18 protein-coding genes are annotated in these 17424 nt (G+C 57.6%); 11 read left to right on the plus strand and 7 right to left on the minus strand.

Going from position 1 to position 17424, the window contains the following annotated elements; genetic code table 11:
- Window positions 1-28 precede the first annotated feature (28 nt).
- Together ACWGXE_RS06905 and ACWGXE_RS06910 are read left to right on the plus strand one after the other, a co-directional pair.
- Window positions 29-502 carry an energy transducer TonB family protein gene (locus tag ACWGXE_RS06905; RefSeq protein WP_447602415.1) on the plus strand — a complete coding sequence of 158 codons (474 nt, stop codon included), beginning with the start codon at window positions 29-31 and terminating at the stop codon, window positions 500-502.
- A 108-nt stretch (window positions 503-610) separates the two neighbouring features.
- Entirely contained in the window at window positions 611-1180 is a 570-nt protein-coding gene (locus tag ACWGXE_RS06910) for a phosphatase PAP2 family protein (RefSeq protein ID WP_447602417.1), read from the plus strand.
- Here the strand turns inward: ACWGXE_RS06910 and ACWGXE_RS06915 are convergent.
- The 7 genes from ACWGXE_RS06915 to tmk form a co-directional block, all read right to left on the minus strand.
- Complete coding sequence (locus ACWGXE_RS06915; RefSeq protein WP_447602418.1) at window positions 1177-2148, minus strand: CobW family GTP-binding protein; 972 nt, start codon at window positions 2146-2148, stop codon at window positions 1177-1179. The two genes, ACWGXE_RS06910 and ACWGXE_RS06915, sit on opposite strands and share 4 nt — an antisense overlap.
- Before the next feature lie 48 nt (window positions 2149-2196).
- Window positions 2197-3135: a cation diffusion facilitator family transporter gene (locus ACWGXE_RS06920; protein WP_447602420.1), complete on the minus strand. Its 939-nt coding sequence runs from the start codon at window positions 3133-3135 to the stop codon at window positions 2197-2199.
- A 65-nt stretch (window positions 3136-3200) separates the two neighbouring features.
- Window positions 3201-3641 carry a class I SAM-dependent methyltransferase gene (locus tag ACWGXE_RS06925; RefSeq protein WP_447603881.1) on the minus strand — a complete coding sequence of 147 codons (441 nt, stop codon included), beginning with the start codon at window positions 3639-3641 and terminating at the stop codon, window positions 3201-3203.
- 436 nt (window positions 3642-4077) lie between these two features.
- Window positions 4078-4947 carry a hypothetical protein gene (locus ACWGXE_RS06930; RefSeq protein ID WP_447602421.1) on the minus strand — a complete coding sequence of 290 codons (870 nt, stop codon included), beginning with the start codon at window positions 4945-4947 and terminating at the stop codon, window positions 4078-4080.
- Complete coding sequence (gene metG / locus ACWGXE_RS06935) at window positions 4944-6953, minus strand: methionine--tRNA ligase (protein WP_447602422.1); 2010 nt, start codon at window positions 6951-6953, stop codon at window positions 4944-4946. Before metG ends, ACWGXE_RS06930 begins: the two co-directional genes overlap by 4 nt.
- A gap of 36 nt (window positions 6954-6989) precedes the next feature.
- Window positions 6990-8036, minus strand: coding sequence for a DNA polymerase III subunit delta' (holB, locus tag ACWGXE_RS06940; RefSeq protein ID WP_447602424.1), 1047 nt, complete (start codon window positions 8034-8036; stop codon window positions 6990-6992).
- Window positions 8037-8040: 4 nt separating this feature from the next.
- A complete protein-coding gene (gene tmk / locus ACWGXE_RS06945; protein ID WP_447602426.1) occupies window positions 8041-8754 on the minus strand; it encodes a dTMP kinase in 714 nt (237 codons plus the stop codon).
- Between the two features lie 120 nt (window positions 8755-8874).
- Between tmk and ACWGXE_RS06950 the strand changes: the two genes are divergently transcribed.
- The 9 genes from ACWGXE_RS06950 (at window position 8875) to gatB (ending at window position 17386) form a co-directional block, all read left to right on the plus strand.
- Complete coding sequence (locus ACWGXE_RS06950) at window positions 8875-9543, plus strand: DUF502 domain-containing protein (protein ID WP_447602428.1); 669 nt, start codon at window positions 8875-8877, stop codon at window positions 9541-9543.
- Window positions 9544-9584: 41 nt separating this feature from the next.
- Window positions 9585-11132, plus strand: coding sequence for a bifunctional UDP-N-acetylglucosamine diphosphorylase/glucosamine-1-phosphate N-acetyltransferase GlmU (glmU, locus tag ACWGXE_RS06955; RefSeq protein ID WP_447602430.1), 1548 nt, complete (start codon window positions 9585-9587; stop codon window positions 11130-11132).
- A gap of 9 nt (window positions 11133-11141) precedes the next feature.
- Window positions 11142-12971 carry a glutamine--fructose-6-phosphate transaminase (isomerizing) gene (gene glmS / locus ACWGXE_RS06960; protein ID WP_447602431.1) on the plus strand — a complete coding sequence of 610 codons (1830 nt, stop codon included), beginning with the start codon at window positions 11142-11144 and terminating at the stop codon, window positions 12969-12971.
- Between the two features lie 8 nt (window positions 12972-12979).
- Window positions 12980-13282, plus strand: a complete 303-nt coding sequence (gene gatC / locus ACWGXE_RS06965; protein ID WP_447602433.1) for an Asp-tRNA(Asn)/Glu-tRNA(Gln) amidotransferase subunit GatC — start codon at window positions 12980-12982, stop codon at window positions 13280-13282.
- 78 nt (window positions 13283-13360) lie between these two features.
- Complete coding sequence (panD, locus tag ACWGXE_RS06970; RefSeq protein WP_447602435.1) at window positions 13361-13726, plus strand: aspartate 1-decarboxylase; 366 nt, start codon at window positions 13361-13363, stop codon at window positions 13724-13726.
- A complete protein-coding gene (gene gatA, locus ACWGXE_RS06975) occupies window positions 13726-15189 on the plus strand; it encodes an Asp-tRNA(Asn)/Glu-tRNA(Gln) amidotransferase subunit GatA (protein ID WP_447602437.1) in 1464 nt (487 codons plus the stop codon). The genes panD and gatA overlap by 1 nt, the downstream gene beginning before the upstream one ends.
- Window positions 15190-15247: 58 nt before the next feature.
- On the plus strand, window positions 15248-15649 hold the full coding sequence (locus ACWGXE_RS06980) for a DUF948 domain-containing protein (RefSeq protein WP_447602439.1): 402 nt from the start codon (window positions 15248-15250) through the stop codon (window positions 15647-15649).
- A complete protein-coding gene (locus ACWGXE_RS06985; RefSeq protein WP_447602441.1) occupies window positions 15639-15956 on the plus strand; it encodes a YtxH domain-containing protein in 318 nt (105 codons plus the stop codon). The genes ACWGXE_RS06980 and ACWGXE_RS06985 overlap by 11 nt, the downstream gene beginning before the upstream one ends.
- Before the next feature lie 2 nt (window positions 15957-15958).
- Window positions 15959-17386 (plus strand): Asp-tRNA(Asn)/Glu-tRNA(Gln) amidotransferase subunit GatB, encoded by a 1428-nt coding sequence (gene gatB, locus ACWGXE_RS06990; RefSeq protein ID WP_447602442.1) that lies wholly within the window; start codon window positions 15959-15961, stop codon window positions 17384-17386.
- Window positions 17387-17424: the final 38 nt, after the last annotated feature.

Consider the following 17424-nt stretch of genomic DNA (forward strand, 5'->3'; position numbering starts at 1 on the left):
TAATGGTATAAACATATGGAGGCTCACGATGAGGATCATGCGACTTGACGACGGGATAATACTGAAACGGATCGCCCTCTGCTGGATTCTCTGCCTCTGTCTTTGGCCGGTGCGTGCCGGGTCCGTGACGGGGGACGGCGCATCTCACGAGACCGACCACGCGCAGGATGCCGATATCATCGAATTGCCGGAAGTGCATGTCCACGGGCTTCCGTTAAACAAGGATCAACAACGCGGACCGGTGCCGAAGTCTACGCCTTGGCCGGCGATTCCCTCCTCGTTGGACGGGAAGCCGCTGGATGATTGGATGAAGGCGCGCATGCTGGTGTCGAAGGATGCGCGGGTCACCGTGGTCGTGCTGGAGCCGGCCAAACATCGCGAATTGACCACGGCCGGTATCGCCGCCTTGAACAGATGGACGTTCGATCCCCAGTTGCAGGGGGATGAGCCGGTAGACGGCGAGCTGACCATTCGCATCCATTTCCGCACTCAAGATCGATGATTCCGTGACGGCCGGCCATTCATTCTTATCTCGATTCCATCCGAGACAGGGTAGACACGACTTCGATATCTTGGGAGCAGGTCATGACCGGCCGATGACTTGCGAGGCATGATCGCCGTCATGGATTGGGATGAAAAGCTGTTTCGCGCCATCAACGGTCTTGCCGGCCAGTTCTCCACTCTTGATTGGGTCATGGTGGAATTGGCGAAGCCGGACAATCTCTGGTATCCCTGTCTGCTGCTGGCGGGGTATTGGGCATGGAAAAACTGGCGTGAATGTGTGATTGCTTCCGCGCTGTTGGCCGCCGTTGTCGGAGGGACCGACGCGATCGGGACACAAGTCAAGAATCTTATGCAGCGGCCGCGCCCTTGCCTGCGACTTCAAGAAGTTTATGAACTCCTGGGATGCGGGAGCGCGTTCTCGTTTCCGTCGAATCATGCCGTGAATACGGCCGCCGCGGCGGCGTTCTTTCAGGTCCTATATCCACGCTCCGGCTGGATTGGTTGGCCTCTTGTGGCGGCTATCGGATTGTCCCGAGTGTATATCGGGGCGCATTATGTCACCGATGTGGCGGGTGGATGGATCCTGGGCGGTGCGGTCGGTGGGGGCGTGGCGTGGATGCTTCGGCGCCGGCTGAAGCTGCACGCGGCAAAGCATCCGGTGGAGGAATCGGCCTAGGAATCGCGTCTCGTCCTCAGCAGCGCACTCCTGAGCGCCGCCGCATCATAGCCCCGCCCGATCAGGACAATCGCATGCTCCGGCTCGTCCAACAGCATCACCGGGGAGATGGTGGCGGTGCGCGGAGCGGAAAATTGGAACTCTTGCAACTCCGGCTCATCGATGAAGCGAAAGTAACCCTTCGCCCGCTCCAGACCTTCAGGTAGCTCATGGACCCAATTCATGAACAGGCCGCGATGTAACGGTTTCTCAAGGCGAATCGTCGTGACCATCGGATGGTGGGGCGCTCGGGACTGTACGAGATCGGCTCCAGGTTCGACGACGGCGGTATCCCGAGTCGCGACTGTCGGCGAGGGGCGAGGGCCGGTTAAGAGCCGCTCGATGTCGACGCGGGCATGCGTCGTCTCCCATACGCGGGCATAAGGATTGGCCACCAAAATGTCCGCGCGGAAGTTTTCCCAATGTCCGGGGATGTAGAGATCTCGTTTGTTCAGGATCAAATCATCGGCAAACCGGATCGCATGGCGGGTCGCCACTTCAGCAAGTCCGGTTTCCGGGGCGGAGGTCGGCTGAATCAATGCGATGATCCGTTCCAATCCCGCCAGTCGTCTGACATAGGCATCCGTTACGGCGTCCACGACTTCGGCCGGATCCGCCATGCCGGAACATTCGAGCACGATCAGCGTGGCATGATAGTCGTGAATCAGTTGAGCGATGCCCCAGGACAAATCTTCTTTGGTGTCGCAGCAGACACAGCCGCCTGCGAGATTCAAGACTTGCTCCGCGATCACGCCGACGCGCGGCCCATCGATGCTGATTTCTCCCGCCTCGTTCATGAGAACGCCGACACGCTGATTCTGTCGATTCCAAAATTCCAGCAGCCGCATGAGAAGCGTCGTCTTGCCGGCGCCGAGTGATCCACACAGGATATAAAAGGGGACGGGAAGCGATGAATTTGGGACGATCATGTGGCTGCGGTCAGCGTCATCTTGCCGGACGGCCTGCGTCCGTCTCGCTCAATGATGATGGAGTGCTTTAGGATGAGGAGCATGTTGCGTCAAGCGGCTCAAATCGCAATGGACCGCGCCGGGATGGCAGCACTCGGTTTCCATTTGAATGGTGGCATGATGGATTCCAAAATCCTTCGCGATGCGGCTGCGTATGGATTGAAGCAAGATGCCGGTAACGGCCGAATCGTCACCGTCCACATGAATGTGACACGTGAGCATAATGAGGCGGGGTTCCACGGCCCAGATGTGCAAATCATGGACATTTCTCACGCCGGGCATCGATTCGATCGTGGCGGCCACATGGGAAGCGCTGATGCTCGGAGGCGTGGACTCAAGCAGCACCTCAAGTGATTCTTTAAAGAGCGGCCAAGCGCCCCTGACAATCGCCACGACGACGAAGAGGCTCACCAGAGGATCAAGAAACCACCAACCCGTCACTATCATAGCCCCCCCGCTGACCACGACACCGAGTGAAACCCAGGCATCGGCCAACATATGCCAAAAGGCGCTACGAATATTCAGATCGTCTTGAGCTCCTCGCTGGAGCATCAACGCAATCGACAGGTTGGCCAGAAAACTAACAAGCGCAATCGCCATGACCCATCCGCCCGGCACCGGGACCGGTGCCATTAGGCGCCGTGCCGCTACGAGCGTGAGACCGAAAGCGGTGAGGAGCAAGATGAAGGAGTTCAAGAACGCGGCGACGATTCCCGCCCGGTGATAGCCGAACGTGCGGCTTTCCGTCGCGGGGCGGGCGGTTAAGATATGCGCATAGAGGGCGAGAAATAACGAACCCTGGTCGATGAGGTTGTGCCCCGCGTCCCCGATCAAGCCGATGCTGTTGGTCCAGAGCCCGCCTGCAAATTCAGCCAGGATGATGGCGGCGTTGACGGCGAGCGCAATGCGAAGTCTGGACCGAAGTTCTGCATACGAAGGAGTGGACATATGTGAGTAGTTTCTCACGCCTTCCGCGGGAGGGCAAGGCGGAGAAATGATTTCCGCGCAGGATGTCAGTTGTGAGATGGCGGAGGATCGAACTCCAAGAAGTACTGCCGGGAGAGAAACGTATGCTCGCGGGCCAAGCGATAGCCGGCCCTGGTCAACTCAGCAATGACTTGTTCGCGGGCTATGAGATGGTCCTTGGGAAATCCCAAATCGCCGGACCGGTGGTCCGCATAGAAGTCGATGATGGCGAGTCGTCCACCGGCTCGGATCGCGTGCGCTGCCTGTGAAAAGTACGGGCTACGATTCTCAATATGGTGATAGGTGTTGCAGACAAATAAGAGGTCCACCGATGAGGGCGCCAACTTGGGATTATCGGGGTCTGCATGAATGAAGGCAACGGCCGATGTTGTCTTGTCCTCCGGGCTCAAATGGGTCCGAATATATTCCAGCGCTTTCGGCTCGACATCGATCGCATAGACCGTTCCGCCGGGAGCCACGGCCTGTATGAAGCGACGGGTGAAATATCCCGATCCCGACCCGAGATCGGCACGGCCATGCCCGGTTTGAGGCCGAGGGCCTGGACTACCTCCCCCGGCTTTTGATGGACGTCACGATCAGGCCGGTCAAGCCGGTCCAAGTATTCAGTGACGTTCGGGGGTCGGTGGTGATGCCGCTGATCATGCGGGGCGCAGGCTGAGCCAATGAACAGGAGGACAAGGCTTGCCAGAAGAGGGAAGAAGCTAGCGCTCAACCATTCCTTGAACTTATTGTGCGGTCTATTCTGCACGACACTCCACTAGTAAACGCGCGCCATTGCGTGAGGCGGCTCGCAGGGATGGCCGGCCGATCGATATGGGCGCATTTCCCCCGGGCGATACGCGTCATGCGGATCATGAAACATAATGAAAGCATTGATTTAACTATATCGGATGGGGGTACCATTCATCGTGGCTTCATCGATCGAAGCCGTTCGCTGAGCACGGAATACTTCGCCACGCCCATCCCGAAATTTCCAGAGTTGGAATCGGCTGCGATGACTCGAAGGCTGATCCCATCCGGCGCATCCTGCGAAACCGGCACGAAGAACGGCGCCTCAAAATAGGCTTTATCGCCCGAATAGAACATTTGCAACCGTTCGACCACCCGGTCTGCGATCAGCACCTCTCCATAAATGTGCAGCTTTCGGGAATCCCAATCGCCATGGGGCCGCACGAGCGAGCCCGACAGCGTCCGGACGGACGCGCGCAGAATGACGTCTTCTTTCGAAACCAGCGAGTCGCCGGGCTTTGGATGCTCAATCTGAACCAAATATCCATACAGATGGATGACGATGCCGTCGTTCGTCATGTCGTGTCCGGGAATGAGCAGCACGGTTTCACTCGCGCGTTGAGCGGACGATGGGTAAGCCAAAGGGCCTTCCGCGGTGATCTCGACTAATGTCGGCTTGAGAAGGTCCAGCGTCGCGCTGAAAAAGGCAGCCGGGCGGGAGCTGTAGCGTGGTTCCTCCATAAGATGGGGCGTGCGCATGATCTGATTTTGGTCGCCCATTTCTCCCTGCTGAATTCCCGATGCCAGGAGTTGACCCGTGGCGACATCGGTGATCGTGACTCGGGCGCCGCCTACCTCGCGACCCAGCACCATGGCGCCGTGCGCCACAACTCGGACGAGGATACGAGTCGGAAGGGGTTCGTTCAGATGTTCGCGCTGCTCATGCTCGGATTCGATGACTTCCGGCACCACGGCGGAACCGGGACCGTGCCAGATCAGCAGCGCTGCGATGGTCATGAGACCGACCAGGATGCGGGCAATCATTTGACCTTCGTGCCTGGCTCCACTTCTTCAAGGATGGTAACGAGACCGCCTACATCCTTATCACCGGCCGCCAGCACCATCCCTTGCGATTCAATGCCCATGAGTTTAGCCGGTTTCAGATTCGCGACGATCACGATGGACTTCCCGACAAGGTCGGCGGGCTCATATTTTTTGCCGATGCCCGCCACGATTTGCCGCTGTTCGCTGCCCAGGTTCACGATGAGTTTGATGAGCTTGTCGGATTTGGGAACACGCTCAGCGATCACGACCTTGGCGGTCTTTAATTGGATCTTCATAAAGTCCTCGATCGTGATCTGATTGACCGGCTGCGACGTTTGAGCCGCGCCTGCCGCCGGCGGGGTGGCAGCCGGTTGCGACGAAGCACCGGTCGGCGCGGATGCAACGGGTTGTGGGGAGGGAGGAGTTGGGTCGGTCACGGTCTTCGCTCCTTGTAAGTGTTTCGTGTCGATTCTTGGGAACAGAGCAGCAGATTTTTTCACTGTTCTGCCTGGTAAAAGAGCTGGGTCTTTATACCTGAACAAGGTACCGTCATAGCGCGGTTCGAGCCCAAGCTGCTGCGCCAGGTTTTCTGCAGTCTTTGGCATAAAGGGATAAACAAATTGAATGAGCGACCCAAGAGTATTAGCAATATGGAATAAGGAATTTTCCAGCCGCTCTCGATGTTCAGGTTTCTTGGCCAATGTCCATGGAGCCGTCTTGTCTATGTACTGGTCGGACACCTGAATGACGCTCCAGATGGATTCCAATGCTCGGCTGAAACGAAGGTGCTCTATGTGATCGTCCGCTTCCGCTTCAAGCGCACCCGTCGATTGCATGAGCTGTTTTTCTATCTCGCCGTCTGCATGATTGATGTGCGAAGGAACCGTGCTGCCCGCGAATCGTTCGATCATCGTGAGGCTGCGACTCAGCAGATTGCCGAGCCCATCAGCCAATTCGCTGTTGATACGAAGCGTCATCGCGCTTTCTGAAAAATCCCCGTCCTGCCCGAACGGGACTTCACGGAGCAGAAAATAGCGAAAGGCATCCGCGCCGTATTGGTCGATCATGGCATGGGGGTCCACCACGTTGCCCCGGCTCTTGGACATCTTCTCGCGGTCCACCGTCCACCAGCCGTGCGCAAAAATCGTTTTGGGCAAGGGCAGATTCAAGGCCATCAGCATGGCGGACCAATAGACTGCATGGGTCGTAAGGATGTCTTTGCCCACCAGATGGACATCTGCCGGCCAAAAACGGGTGACCATGGATTCCGGGCGCAGGTACTCCAAGGCTGAAAGATAATTTACCAGCGCATCGAACCAGACATAAGTGACATAGTCGCGATCGAAGGGCAGTGCAATTCCCCACGAGAGGCGTGATTTCGGCCGGGAGATGGAGAGGTCGCCGAGTGTCTGCGTCTGAAGAAAGCCCAGTACTTCGTTGCGCCGGGTCTCCGGCCGGATAAAGTCCGGATGATCCAGGATATGACGAACTAGGCGCTCCTGATATTGTCCCATCTTGAAAAAATAATTGTGTTCGCTCAGCCGCTCCACGGGCCGTTTGCAGTCGGGGCACAGCCCGTCGATCACATCCTTTTCAGTCCAGAACCGCTCGTCGAACGTGCAGTACCAGCCTGTGTAGTCGGCCTTATAGATGAGCGCCTGGTCGAATAACTGCTGCAGATATCGTTGTACGACGGATTTGTGGTGGGGATCAGTCGTCCGAATGAAGGCATCGTTCGAAATATTCAGATTGGTCCAGAGTTGCCGGAACTGTGGAGCGAGTCGATCGCAGTGGACCTGGGGATCAATGCCGGCTTTTGCCGCGGCCTGCTGGACTTTCTGACCATGTTCATCTAGACCGGTCAGAAAGAAGACGTCCCGGCCTTTTAAGCGCCAATATCGGGCGAGCACGTCGGCTGCCACCGTGGTGTAGGCGTGGCCGATATGCGGCACGTCGTTGACATAGTAAATGGGGGTTGTGATGTAGAACGTGTCAGACAGGCTCATGAAGACAAAAAGATAGCAGGTTGATTGCAGCGAAAGCTAGGAGCGGGACTCCGCTCGTGGCGAAACAACCGGAGGAGATGGAATACGAAGCGTTCTCACTCGGAGCAGGATATTTTCGAGCGCCATCTGTAGATTCAGATGGCGATGGCCTTGTCGATCCAGTTGATCGATGTCCTGAAGGAGTTCAATCAGCACATCGACATTCATTGTGGCGGCTGATGCGGCCGCGCCGCCTTCGTGGTCCACATGAAGAATGTCGTCCGATGTCCCGCACACGGCCTCGATTAACCTATCTCGAAGCCAGCGTTGCAGCCACGATAGGGCCTCGCCTGCACGATCTGCTTTGGCGAGCGTTTCCGCCGTGGCGAGCACGGTACTGATCGATCCGAGGGCCGTCGGTGTGAGCGAGGTCGCATATTCACTGTGTCGCAGTCTTTCTTCTCCAACATCCGATTCCAGCGCGCGGCCCAGTTGTCCTTCGCTCAGGATTGCGAGGAATTGCGCGTCGGCAGGAGGTAGATTAAGGCGAAGGACGACGGCGGATTCGATTTGCGTTCTGGCCGGCGGCGTCAAGCGAAGGACCTGGCAGCGGGACCGGATTGTCGCAGGCAGCGCCGAAGGGCGACTTGAAATGAGGAGAAATACACTATGATCGGGGGGCTCTTCCAGGGTCTTCAGCAAGGCATTGGCGGCACCGATCGTCATACGGTCGGCTTCATCGATTATGCAGATTTTCCGATCACCGATAAGCGGCCGATAAATGAGCTGGTGCTCGAGTTCGCGGATTTGCTCGATCTTGATTTGTGGATTGGCTTGTTCCGGATCGGGTCGGATGCACGTGAAGTCGGGATGGGTCTGTGCGTCAATCTGGCGGCAACTGCGGCAGACACCGCATCCGTCCGCCGCCGTGGATCCGGGGCCGCCATCGCAGAGCAAGGCCTGCGCGAGACGCGTCGCGAGTAGACGCTTACCGATGCGATCCGCTCCATGAAAGAGATAGGCGTGCGCGAGCCGGTCGCGCGCGACAGCCGCCTGCAACAGAGCTTTGGCTCGATCATGGCCGATGATGTCTGCGAAAGGCATAGGCTTATCCGACTTGTGAGCGGCGCGATCTGTTCATATCTCGCCGAGGCGCGGGTGCCGGGCGTTGCAGGACCTGTTCGATGAGCTCGAGAACGAGATTCGACACCCGGGCTTGCGAAACACCGGAATTCACCACCTTCACGCGACGAGGCTCCCTGCGAGCCAGTTGAAGAAAGCCTTTTCTCACTCGCTCGTGAAAGGCGACGGATTCCATATCCAGCCGGTTGACTTCGCGGTGCGCGCGCCGGCGCTGCAAGCCGAGCGTGACCGGGACATCGAATACAATCGTCATATCGGGCTGCAGCCCTGCCGTCGCCAAGTGGTTGAGCCGGCGCAACGACGGGAGATCCAGCCCCCGCCCGTACCCTTGGTACGCCAGCGTGGAATCGGCAAATCGATCGCACAGGACGACGACGCCGGCAGCCAGCGCGGGCCGGATCACTTCCTCGACATGTTGAGCGCGGGCCGCCATGACGAGGAAGGCTTCGGTGAGAGGAGTCAGTTGTTCATTCCCTCGATTCAGCATGACATCTCGGATTTGTTCCGCAATCGATGTGCCGCCCGGTTCGCGTGTCTCGATCACGGGCCAACCTAAATCTCTCAGCCGTTCAGCCGACCGGGAAATCTGACTCGTCTTGCCGCTTCCTTCCACACCCTCGAAGGTGATGAAGCGGCCCCTCGATCTACCTGTGGATTGACGCAATCCTGCACCCTTCATGCCTATGAAAAATTTTTGGCGGCATCCTATTCCAAGTTATTGAAAATAGCAAGAAAAGGCTTGCGACGACCGGACGGTTCTCTGTATCATAAACCTCCACCTTTAGGTCTTGCACACCCCATGGTTCAAGCCTCGCTGAAACGGTATTTTTTAACGGGATTGCTCGTGATCATCCCCATCTGGGGGACGATCCTGATCCTCAAAACGCTCTTCGTCAGCCTCGACGGGATCTTGGGAGATGTGGCGGCCCGTTTTATTACCCCTGGGCGTTACGTGCCGGGTCTCGGCATTGTCGCCCTGATTCTCCTGATTTTCTTCACGGGACTTTTTGCGGCCAATGTCATCGGTCGTCACATCGTCAAACAATGGGAGGGCGTTCTCAACCGAGTGCCGGTCGTTCGTGGAATCTATTCCACCATCAAATCTATGATGGATATCCTCTCATTTGCCGAGCGGGAGAGCTATCGCCGGGTCGTGTTGATTCAATTCCCTAAAAATGGACACTATTGTTTCGCCTTCGTCACGGGCGTCACCAAGGGCGACATGCAGGATTTGAACGGCGCACTGGTGCACGTGTATGTTCCCACTTCGCCGAACCCTACGTCGGGATATTTTCTGCTGGTTCCGGAGGCGGATATCATTCCGGTCAATATCAGCGTCGAGGAAGCGATGAAGTTGATCGTGTCCGGTGGACTCTATACGCCCCATCCATCGTTGGCGCCCTTGCTGAATCCGGAACAAAGCGGCACCCCCGTCAAGCAACCCGGCGCCGGGGTCCCGATCGCATGACAGGTTCCAAAACGCGGCCTTCGCGGGGTGAAGCGGCGGTAATGATGAACCGAGAGAAATCTGATCGCATCCCGGGGCTCGGGGTCATCGTGATGGCAGCGGGGCTTGGAAAGCGGATGAAATCCAAGCTCGCCAAGGTGCTGCATCCGGTGGCGGGGCGTCCGATGGTGGTCCACGTCGTGGATCTGGCGTTGCGCCTGGCAGACCGGGGAGTTGCGGTCGTCGTCGGCTATCAGGGTGACGAAGTGCGAAGTGCGCTTGAGCGGACATGGCCCGTCCTGGCCGATGCCGGATCCGGAATTCACGTGGTTCATCAGTTGCGGCAACTAGGCACCGGTCACGCCGTGCTCCAGACTCGATCCACATTTGCGGAGCAAGTTCCGGTTTCTCCTTCCCGCTATCTGATCTTGAACGGTGATACGCCGTTGCTCTCCGAAGAGACGGTCAGGCGCCTGCTGCACGCGCATGAGGAAAAAAAAGCCGGCGTCACGCTCCTGACGGCCGTCGTAGACGATGCTTCGGGCTATGGACGGGTGATTCGCATTGGAGAATCCGGCGGCGCAGTGGACGGAATTGTCAGCAAGATCGTGGAGGAAAAAGACGCCTCCCCCGGCGAACGGCTCGTTCGGGAGATTAATGTGGGCACCTATGTCGTGGACGGCGGATTCCTTTTTCCCGCGCTGGAACGGTTGGATCCCCGAAACGCGCAGGGTGAATACTACCTCACCGACATTGTCCATATGGCGGTCGAACAAAATCTTCCCGTCACGGCCAGCCGGCTTGCTCACGTGGACGAAGGGTTGGGAGTGAACACAAGGGCCCAGCTGGCCGAGGCCGAACGAGTCGTCCGGCAACGAATCAGGGATCGATGGATGGACGAAGGTGTCACGATGCGTGATCCTGCGTCAACGTGGATCGATGCAGGAGTGAGGATCGGCCGTGATACGGTGTTATATCCGGACGTCACATTGGAAGGGACGACGGTGGTCGGGGAGGACACGGTGCTTCATTCCGGTGTCAGGATTGTGGATTGCACGATCGGCAACCGGGTGACCGTTCTGGATCATTGCGTGCTCGAGAAGTCTTCGGTGGAGGACGAAGCCACCGTGGGTCCCTTTGCTCATCTGAGGCCGGGAGTGGTCCTGAGAAAAAAAGCTAAGGTCGGCAACTTCGTCGAAATGAAAAAGGCCGAACTCGGTGAGGGGGCGAAGGCGAATCATCTGAGCTATTTGGGCGACGCGCGCCTTGGTAAAGGCGTCAACGTCGGCGCCGGCACCATTACGTGCAACTATGACGGATGGAACAAGCATCAGACCGTGATCGGCGACGAGGTCTTTGTGGGCAGCGACACGCAATTGATCGCCCCCGTCATGATCGGCCGGGGGGCGATCATCGCGGCCGGATCCACGATTACGGAGGATGTGCCGGCCGATGCACTGGCCATCACCCGCATGGCCCAAGTCAATCGTCCGGGTTGGGCGGCGCGCCGCCGCGCGCTGCAGGAGGACGTCAAGCAGCCGAAATCTGGCAGCCGGAAGACCGGGGCGGTGTCAAAGGCGACAAGCCAACAACGCAAGAAGCGGAGGTAGAAACTATTTATGTGTGGGATTGTCGGGTATGTCGGCAATGAAGAGGCCGTGCCGATTCTGCTGGACGGTCTCCGGAAGCTGGAATATCGAGGCTATGATTCGGCCGGTGTCGCCGTTCATCAGGGACAAAAGATCGAAATCAGGAGGAGCGTCGGGAAATTGATCAATCTTCAGAAATCACTGACGCAAAAAAATCTTACCGGCACGTGCGGCATCGGTCATACGCGGTGGGCGACCCACGGGAAGCCATCCGAGCAAAACGCACATCCGCACCGCTCCGAGAGTTGCGTGTTGGTGCACAACGGAATTATCGAAAATTATGCGGCCCTGAAGCAGCAACTCCAGAACGTGGGATATAAATTCGAGTCGGAAACCGACACCGAAGTGGTGGCGCATCTCATCGACAAACACATGAGAAAGGGTGTACGCCTGGCGGATGCCGTCCGCGCCGCGGCCAAAGAGATTCACGGGAGTTATGCCCTGACCGTGATCTCGGAACGGGAACCGGGCACGCTGGTCGCGGCTCGTTCGGGCTGCCCCCTCGTCATCGGACAGGCGGACGGTTCTGCCTTTGTCGGGTCCGACGTGATGGCGATGCTCGCCCATACGCGAGACGTCACGTTTCTCGAAGAAGGAGACGTGGCCGTTGTGACGGCTCGGGAAATCGCGATTACCGACTTGGATGGGCAGGCGGTCGGCCGGAAGCAAACCAAAATTACCTGGGATGCCGCAGCCGCTGAAAAAAGCGGCTACCCGCACTACATGTTGAAAGAAATCCATGAACAGCCCCAGACCGTCCTCGACACGATGCGCGGACGCTATTCCTATGAGACCGGCGAAGCCGATCTCCCCGATATCGGCCTCACACCAAAACAATTTGCGGATGTGGGCCGGATTTGGATCGTTGCCTGCGGCACGAGTTGGCATGCAGGGCTGGTCGGGAAATATCTGCTTGAAGAAATGGTGCACACGCCGGTGCAGGTGGATATCGGGTCGGAATTTCGATACCGCGATCCGCTCATCGAAAAAGACGATCTATTCATCACGATCTCTCAGTCCGGTGAAACGGCCGACACTCTGGCAGCGGCGCGCGAAGCGAAGGAAAAAGGAGCGCGCGTGGTGTCGGTGGTTAACGTGGTGGGCAGCACATTAGCCCGCGAATCCGAAGGAGTGTTATATACGCATTGCGGCCCGGAGATCGGGGTCGCCTCAACGAAAGCCTTCACGGCTCAGTTGGCTGCCTTGTATCTGCTTGCGCTGCACTTGGGGCGGGTACGTGGCGCACTCTCGGCAGCGGACGGGAAGGCCTGGTTGGATCGTCTCGTGACATTGCCCGCGCTCGTCAAGCAAGTGCTGGGCCGAGAGGCCGAAATCCTCGCGATCGCGAAACGATACCACAAGAAAAGAAATTTTCTCTATCTGGGGCGTGGCATCAACTATCCGGTCGCGCTCGAGGGAGCCCTGAAGCTCAAAGAAATTTCGTATATCCATGCGGAAGGGTATGCGGCTGGCGAAATGAAGCATGGTCCCATTGCCTTGATCGATAAAGACATGCCCGTTGTCGTCATCGCACCGCGTGATCGGCTCTATGAAAAGACGGTGAGCAATCTGATGGAAGTCAAAGCCCGGCATGCGCCCGTTATTGCGCTGGTTGCCGAAGGCGAACGGGAATTGGGGAAGACCGCCGACGCCGTATTCACCGTCCCGGACGTGCATCCATTACTCTCCCCGATCCTCTTTACCATTCCCTTGCAGCTCTTGGCCTATCATATTGCCGTTCTGCGGGGGGCCGATGTCGATCAACCGCGCAATCTGGCCAAAAGTGTGACCGTGGAATAAAAGGAGCCATGGAACATATGCATCTATCACCGGACGAGATCGATCGCATCGCCGGACTTGCACGTCTTGAATTGACCGACGCGGAAAAAACAGCATTCGGGACGCAGCTTGAGCAGGTGTTGGGCTATGTTCAGAAACTAAAAGGACTCCACACGGACGGAGTCGCGGCGACGGCGACCGTGGTGGAGCAGGCGAGCGTTTATCGCGCCGACGAGACGCGGCCGTCGCTGTCCGTGGAGGAGGCGCTCGCCAATGCACCGGACGCGCAGGACCGGTATTTCTGTGTTCCTCGGATCATTCAAGAGCCGTGAGATATCGGAATACCGGTCCCGCAAGCGCGGGCAAACCGGCAAGAACTAAATGACGGAACCAAGCATGAGGGAAAAGTAATGTTTCGACAGATGCTACGCTCGAAGATCCATCGCACGACCGTTACTGAAACCTGTCTAGAGTATGAAGGCAGTCTCACCGTTGATGAGGAACTGCTCGAAGCCGCCGGCATTCTACCCTACGAAGCCGTGGTCTGCTCCAATCTGAATAACGGGGAACGGTTCATGACCTATGCCATGAAGGGAAAGCGCGGCGGCGGCGAAATCGTCCTGAACGGTCCCACCGCCCGCAAAGGCGCCGTTGGGGACCAAATCATTATCTTCTGCTACGAATATTACAGTGACGAGGAGATCAAACGGCATGTGCCGAAAATCATCCAAGTGGATGCGAACAACCACATCATCAACAAGACGACCCCACGCTGATGGCTCTCCATAAACTCACCTTGGCCGAACTGCAGCGAAAGTTTACCGCGGGGGAAATCGGCGCCGCCGACATCGCGCGTGCCTACAGTTTGCGGATCAATCAGGTCGAGCCCAAGGTGCAGGCCTATCTCACCCGATGCAAGGATGCGGCCGTTGCTCATGCCGAGGCGTTGGACCGGCAACTCAAAGGATGGCGCAAGACGCTTCCGATGATGGGAATGCCGCTGGCCGTGAAGGACAACATCTGCACACAGGGAGTGCGGACGACATGCGGCTCGCGGATGCTGGAACATTTCGTTCCTCCTTATGACGCCACGGTGATCGCAAAGCTTCGAGAGCAAGGCTATATGCTACTCGGCAAGACGAACCTCGATGAGTTCGCCATGGGGTCATCGACGGAAAACTCAGCATTCGGGCCCAGCCGAAATCCGTGGAACCTTCAGTCCGTGCCGGGCGGCTCAAGCGGCGGATCCGCCGCCGCCGTCGCCGCTGACGAATGCGTGGCCGCCCTTGGCTCCGACACCGGAGGCTCTATCCGGCAGCCGGCATCGTTCTGCGGAGTCGTCGGACTCAAGCCGACGTACGGGCGGGTATCGCGCTACGGCCTCGTAGCCTTCGCCTCTTCATTAGACCAAATCGGACCCATTACGAAGGATGTTACGGATGCCGCTATCCTTCTGGAAGTTATTGCGGGCCATGATCCCCGTGATTCGACGTCCGCCGATGTGCCGGTGCCGGACTATTTGAAAGCGTTAAAGAAGCGGGATGTCAAAAAGCTGCGGCTCGGTGTTCCACTTGAGTATTTCCACGAAGGGCTGGACGGGGATGTGGAGCGTGCGGTCCGTGCCGGGATCGAGGAACTGAAAAATTTGGGCGCCGAGATCAAAGAAATCAAATTGCCGAAGACCGATGCGGCGGTCGCCACCTACTATGTGATTGCGACGGCGGAAGCCAGTTCGAATTTGGCCCGGTATGACGGGGTCAAATATGGTCTCCGTGCCAAGGATACCAAAGACCTGCTCGATCTGTACAGGAAGACGCGGGAGGAAGGATTCGGCTCCGAAGTGAAGCGGCGGATCATGCTTGGAACCTATGTTTTGAGCGCCGGGTACTACGATGCCTACTATGGGAAGGCTCAGGCTGTTCGGACATTGATCAAGCAAGATTTTAGTGCCGCCTTCGAGGAGGTCGACTTCATCGTCACACCTGTCGCTCCGACACCCGCCTTCAAGTTCGGGGAGAAAAACGATCCACTCCAGATGTATCTCTCGGATATTTTCACGATCTCCGTGAATCTGGCGGGTCTGCCGGCGATCGCGGTCCCGTGCGGATTGTCATCGAGCGGGCTTCCAATCGGGATGCAATTGATCGGACGGCCGTTCGATGAGGCCATGATTCTTCGCGCCGCGTATGCCTACGAACAGGCCACATCATGGCATGTGAAAAGGCCGGTCGTCCGATAAGAAGCTGATCGCGGGAACAGCGCGGTCGTGTCGAACGCTCACGGAGGAGGTGTGGGTCATGGTCGTGGAGATTGCCGCTATTCTGGTTGCAGTTGCCTTTGCGGTGCTCGTCGGGTATCTCGTACCGCTCCTCATTCAGGTGCGAAGGACAGTCGCGGAATCTCAGCAGTTATTGGAGCGGATGAACCAGGAACTGCCGCCCTTGATCAGCGAGCTTCGTTCAATGAGCCAAAATGTGAACGACTTGGCGGACCAAACCCGACAGGGAGTCGAGCATGCGGCGGTCCTCCTGCATGCGGCGGGGCAAGTGGGAGAGTCGGTCCAGCAGGTCCATAATCTTGTGAGGGGCTCGGGAGGCTCGTTGTTGGCCAACATGGCGAGCATGGTGGCGGGGCTCCGGGCCGCGAAGGAAGTGGTCAAGGAACGGCTGAAAGAAGGAGGGAAGCATAATGGGGGATGATCGAGGGCCATCGTCAGCTGCGGTATTGTTGGGCTTCTTGAGCGGCGCGGCGCTCGGCGCCGTGGCGGCATTATTGCTTGCGCCCCGCGCGGGTCACGAATCACGCGAGATGTTGCGTGGATACGCGCAGCGGGCCGAAGACGCGTTGCGCGATCTCGTTGGAGAAGCCGGACAGACGTTTGAAGAGGCCGTAGAGCAGGGGCGCGGGTACATCGAATCGAAAAAATCGATGTTGCGCGAAGCGTACGATGCCGGTCGAGAAGCGATGCGCCGTGAACGCGAGCAGTCGAAAAGCGAACAGGCCTGAACATGACCTATGAGGTCGTCATCGGAGTAGAGGCCCATGCGCAATTGCGCACGCAGTCGAAAATGTTCTGCGCCTGTGGAACCATCTTCGGATTGCCCGCTAATTCGCAAACCTGTCCGGTCTGTCTAGGCCTGCCGGGTGCGCTTCCGGTCATTAATCAAAAGGCCGTTGAAATGGCCGTACGGACAGGTCTTGCCTTGAATTGCACGATCGGAACCAGAAACCGATTCGCCCGGAAAAATTATTTCTATCCGGATTTGCCCAAGGGGTATCAAATTTCCCAGTACGAGGCGCCGATTTGCGAACATGGATGGATCGAGATTACGACGGGCCCGGTGAGGAAACGCGTTCGTATCCGCCGGGCGCATCTGGAGGAGGATGCCGGCAAAAATATCCACGAGGGCGGCCTGGGCGGAAGCCGTGTAGATCTGAATCGTGCGGGCACGCCGCTTCTGGAGATTGTGACCGAACCGGATATGCACTCTCCCGAAGAGGTCGTGGCCTATTTGAAAACGCTGCGTGAGACCCTCGTGTACCTCGAAGTGTGCGATGGAAACATGGAAGAGGGAAGTCTCCGATGCGAGCCGAATCTGTCGCTGAGACCGTCGGGACAAAAGGCGCTCGGGACGAAAGTTGAATTAAAAAACATCAATTCATTCAAGTTCGTGAAGGAAGCCCTCGAATACGAGATCAAGAGACAAACGAAAGTCTTGACCGAAGGCGGCAAGGTTCGTCAGGAAACCAGACTCTGGAACATCGATCGAGGGGAAACGGCGGTCATGCGGAGCAAGGAAGAAGCGCACGACTATCGCTATTTCCCCGATCCGGATTTGCTCCCGCTGAACATCTCCGCCGACTGGATCGAAGAACTGCGAGGGACCTTACCCGAGTTGGCGGGATCCAAGCAGCAGCGGTTCATGTCTCAATATGGCCTGCCGGAATACGATGCGCAGGTGGTGACCTCTTCCAAAGCTCTCTCAGATTATTTCGAGCAATGCGTGGCGCTGTTCAACCAACCCAAGACAGTAAGCAATTGGGTGATGGGAGAACTGACGCGTGAGCTGAATGGCTCCGGGACGGAGGTCCAACACTCTCCTGTGGCGCCTCGCCGGTTGGTGGATCTGCTCGAGCTTGTCGAAAGCGGCGCCGTTAGCCTGAAGGCGGCGCGCGACATATTTCCGGAGATGTACCGCAGCGGGAAGTCGCCGGAGGACATTGTTCGGGACAAGGGGCTGACCCAAGTCTCCGATGAAGGGGCGCTTGCGGCCATCATCGACGACGTTCTCGGGAAGAATCCCACACAAGTCGAGCAGTATAAAGCCGGAAAGGAACAAGTCCTGGGATTTTTTGTCGGCCAAGTTATGAAAGCATCCGGTGGCAAGGCCAATCCGGGCAAGGTGAATGAGTTGCTCAAAAAGAAGCTGGCTTGATGAAAGGTACTGGATCGGTCGTTCTGGTCTCAGAGTTT

Source organism: Nitrospira sp. Nam80, from assembly GCF_965152575.1.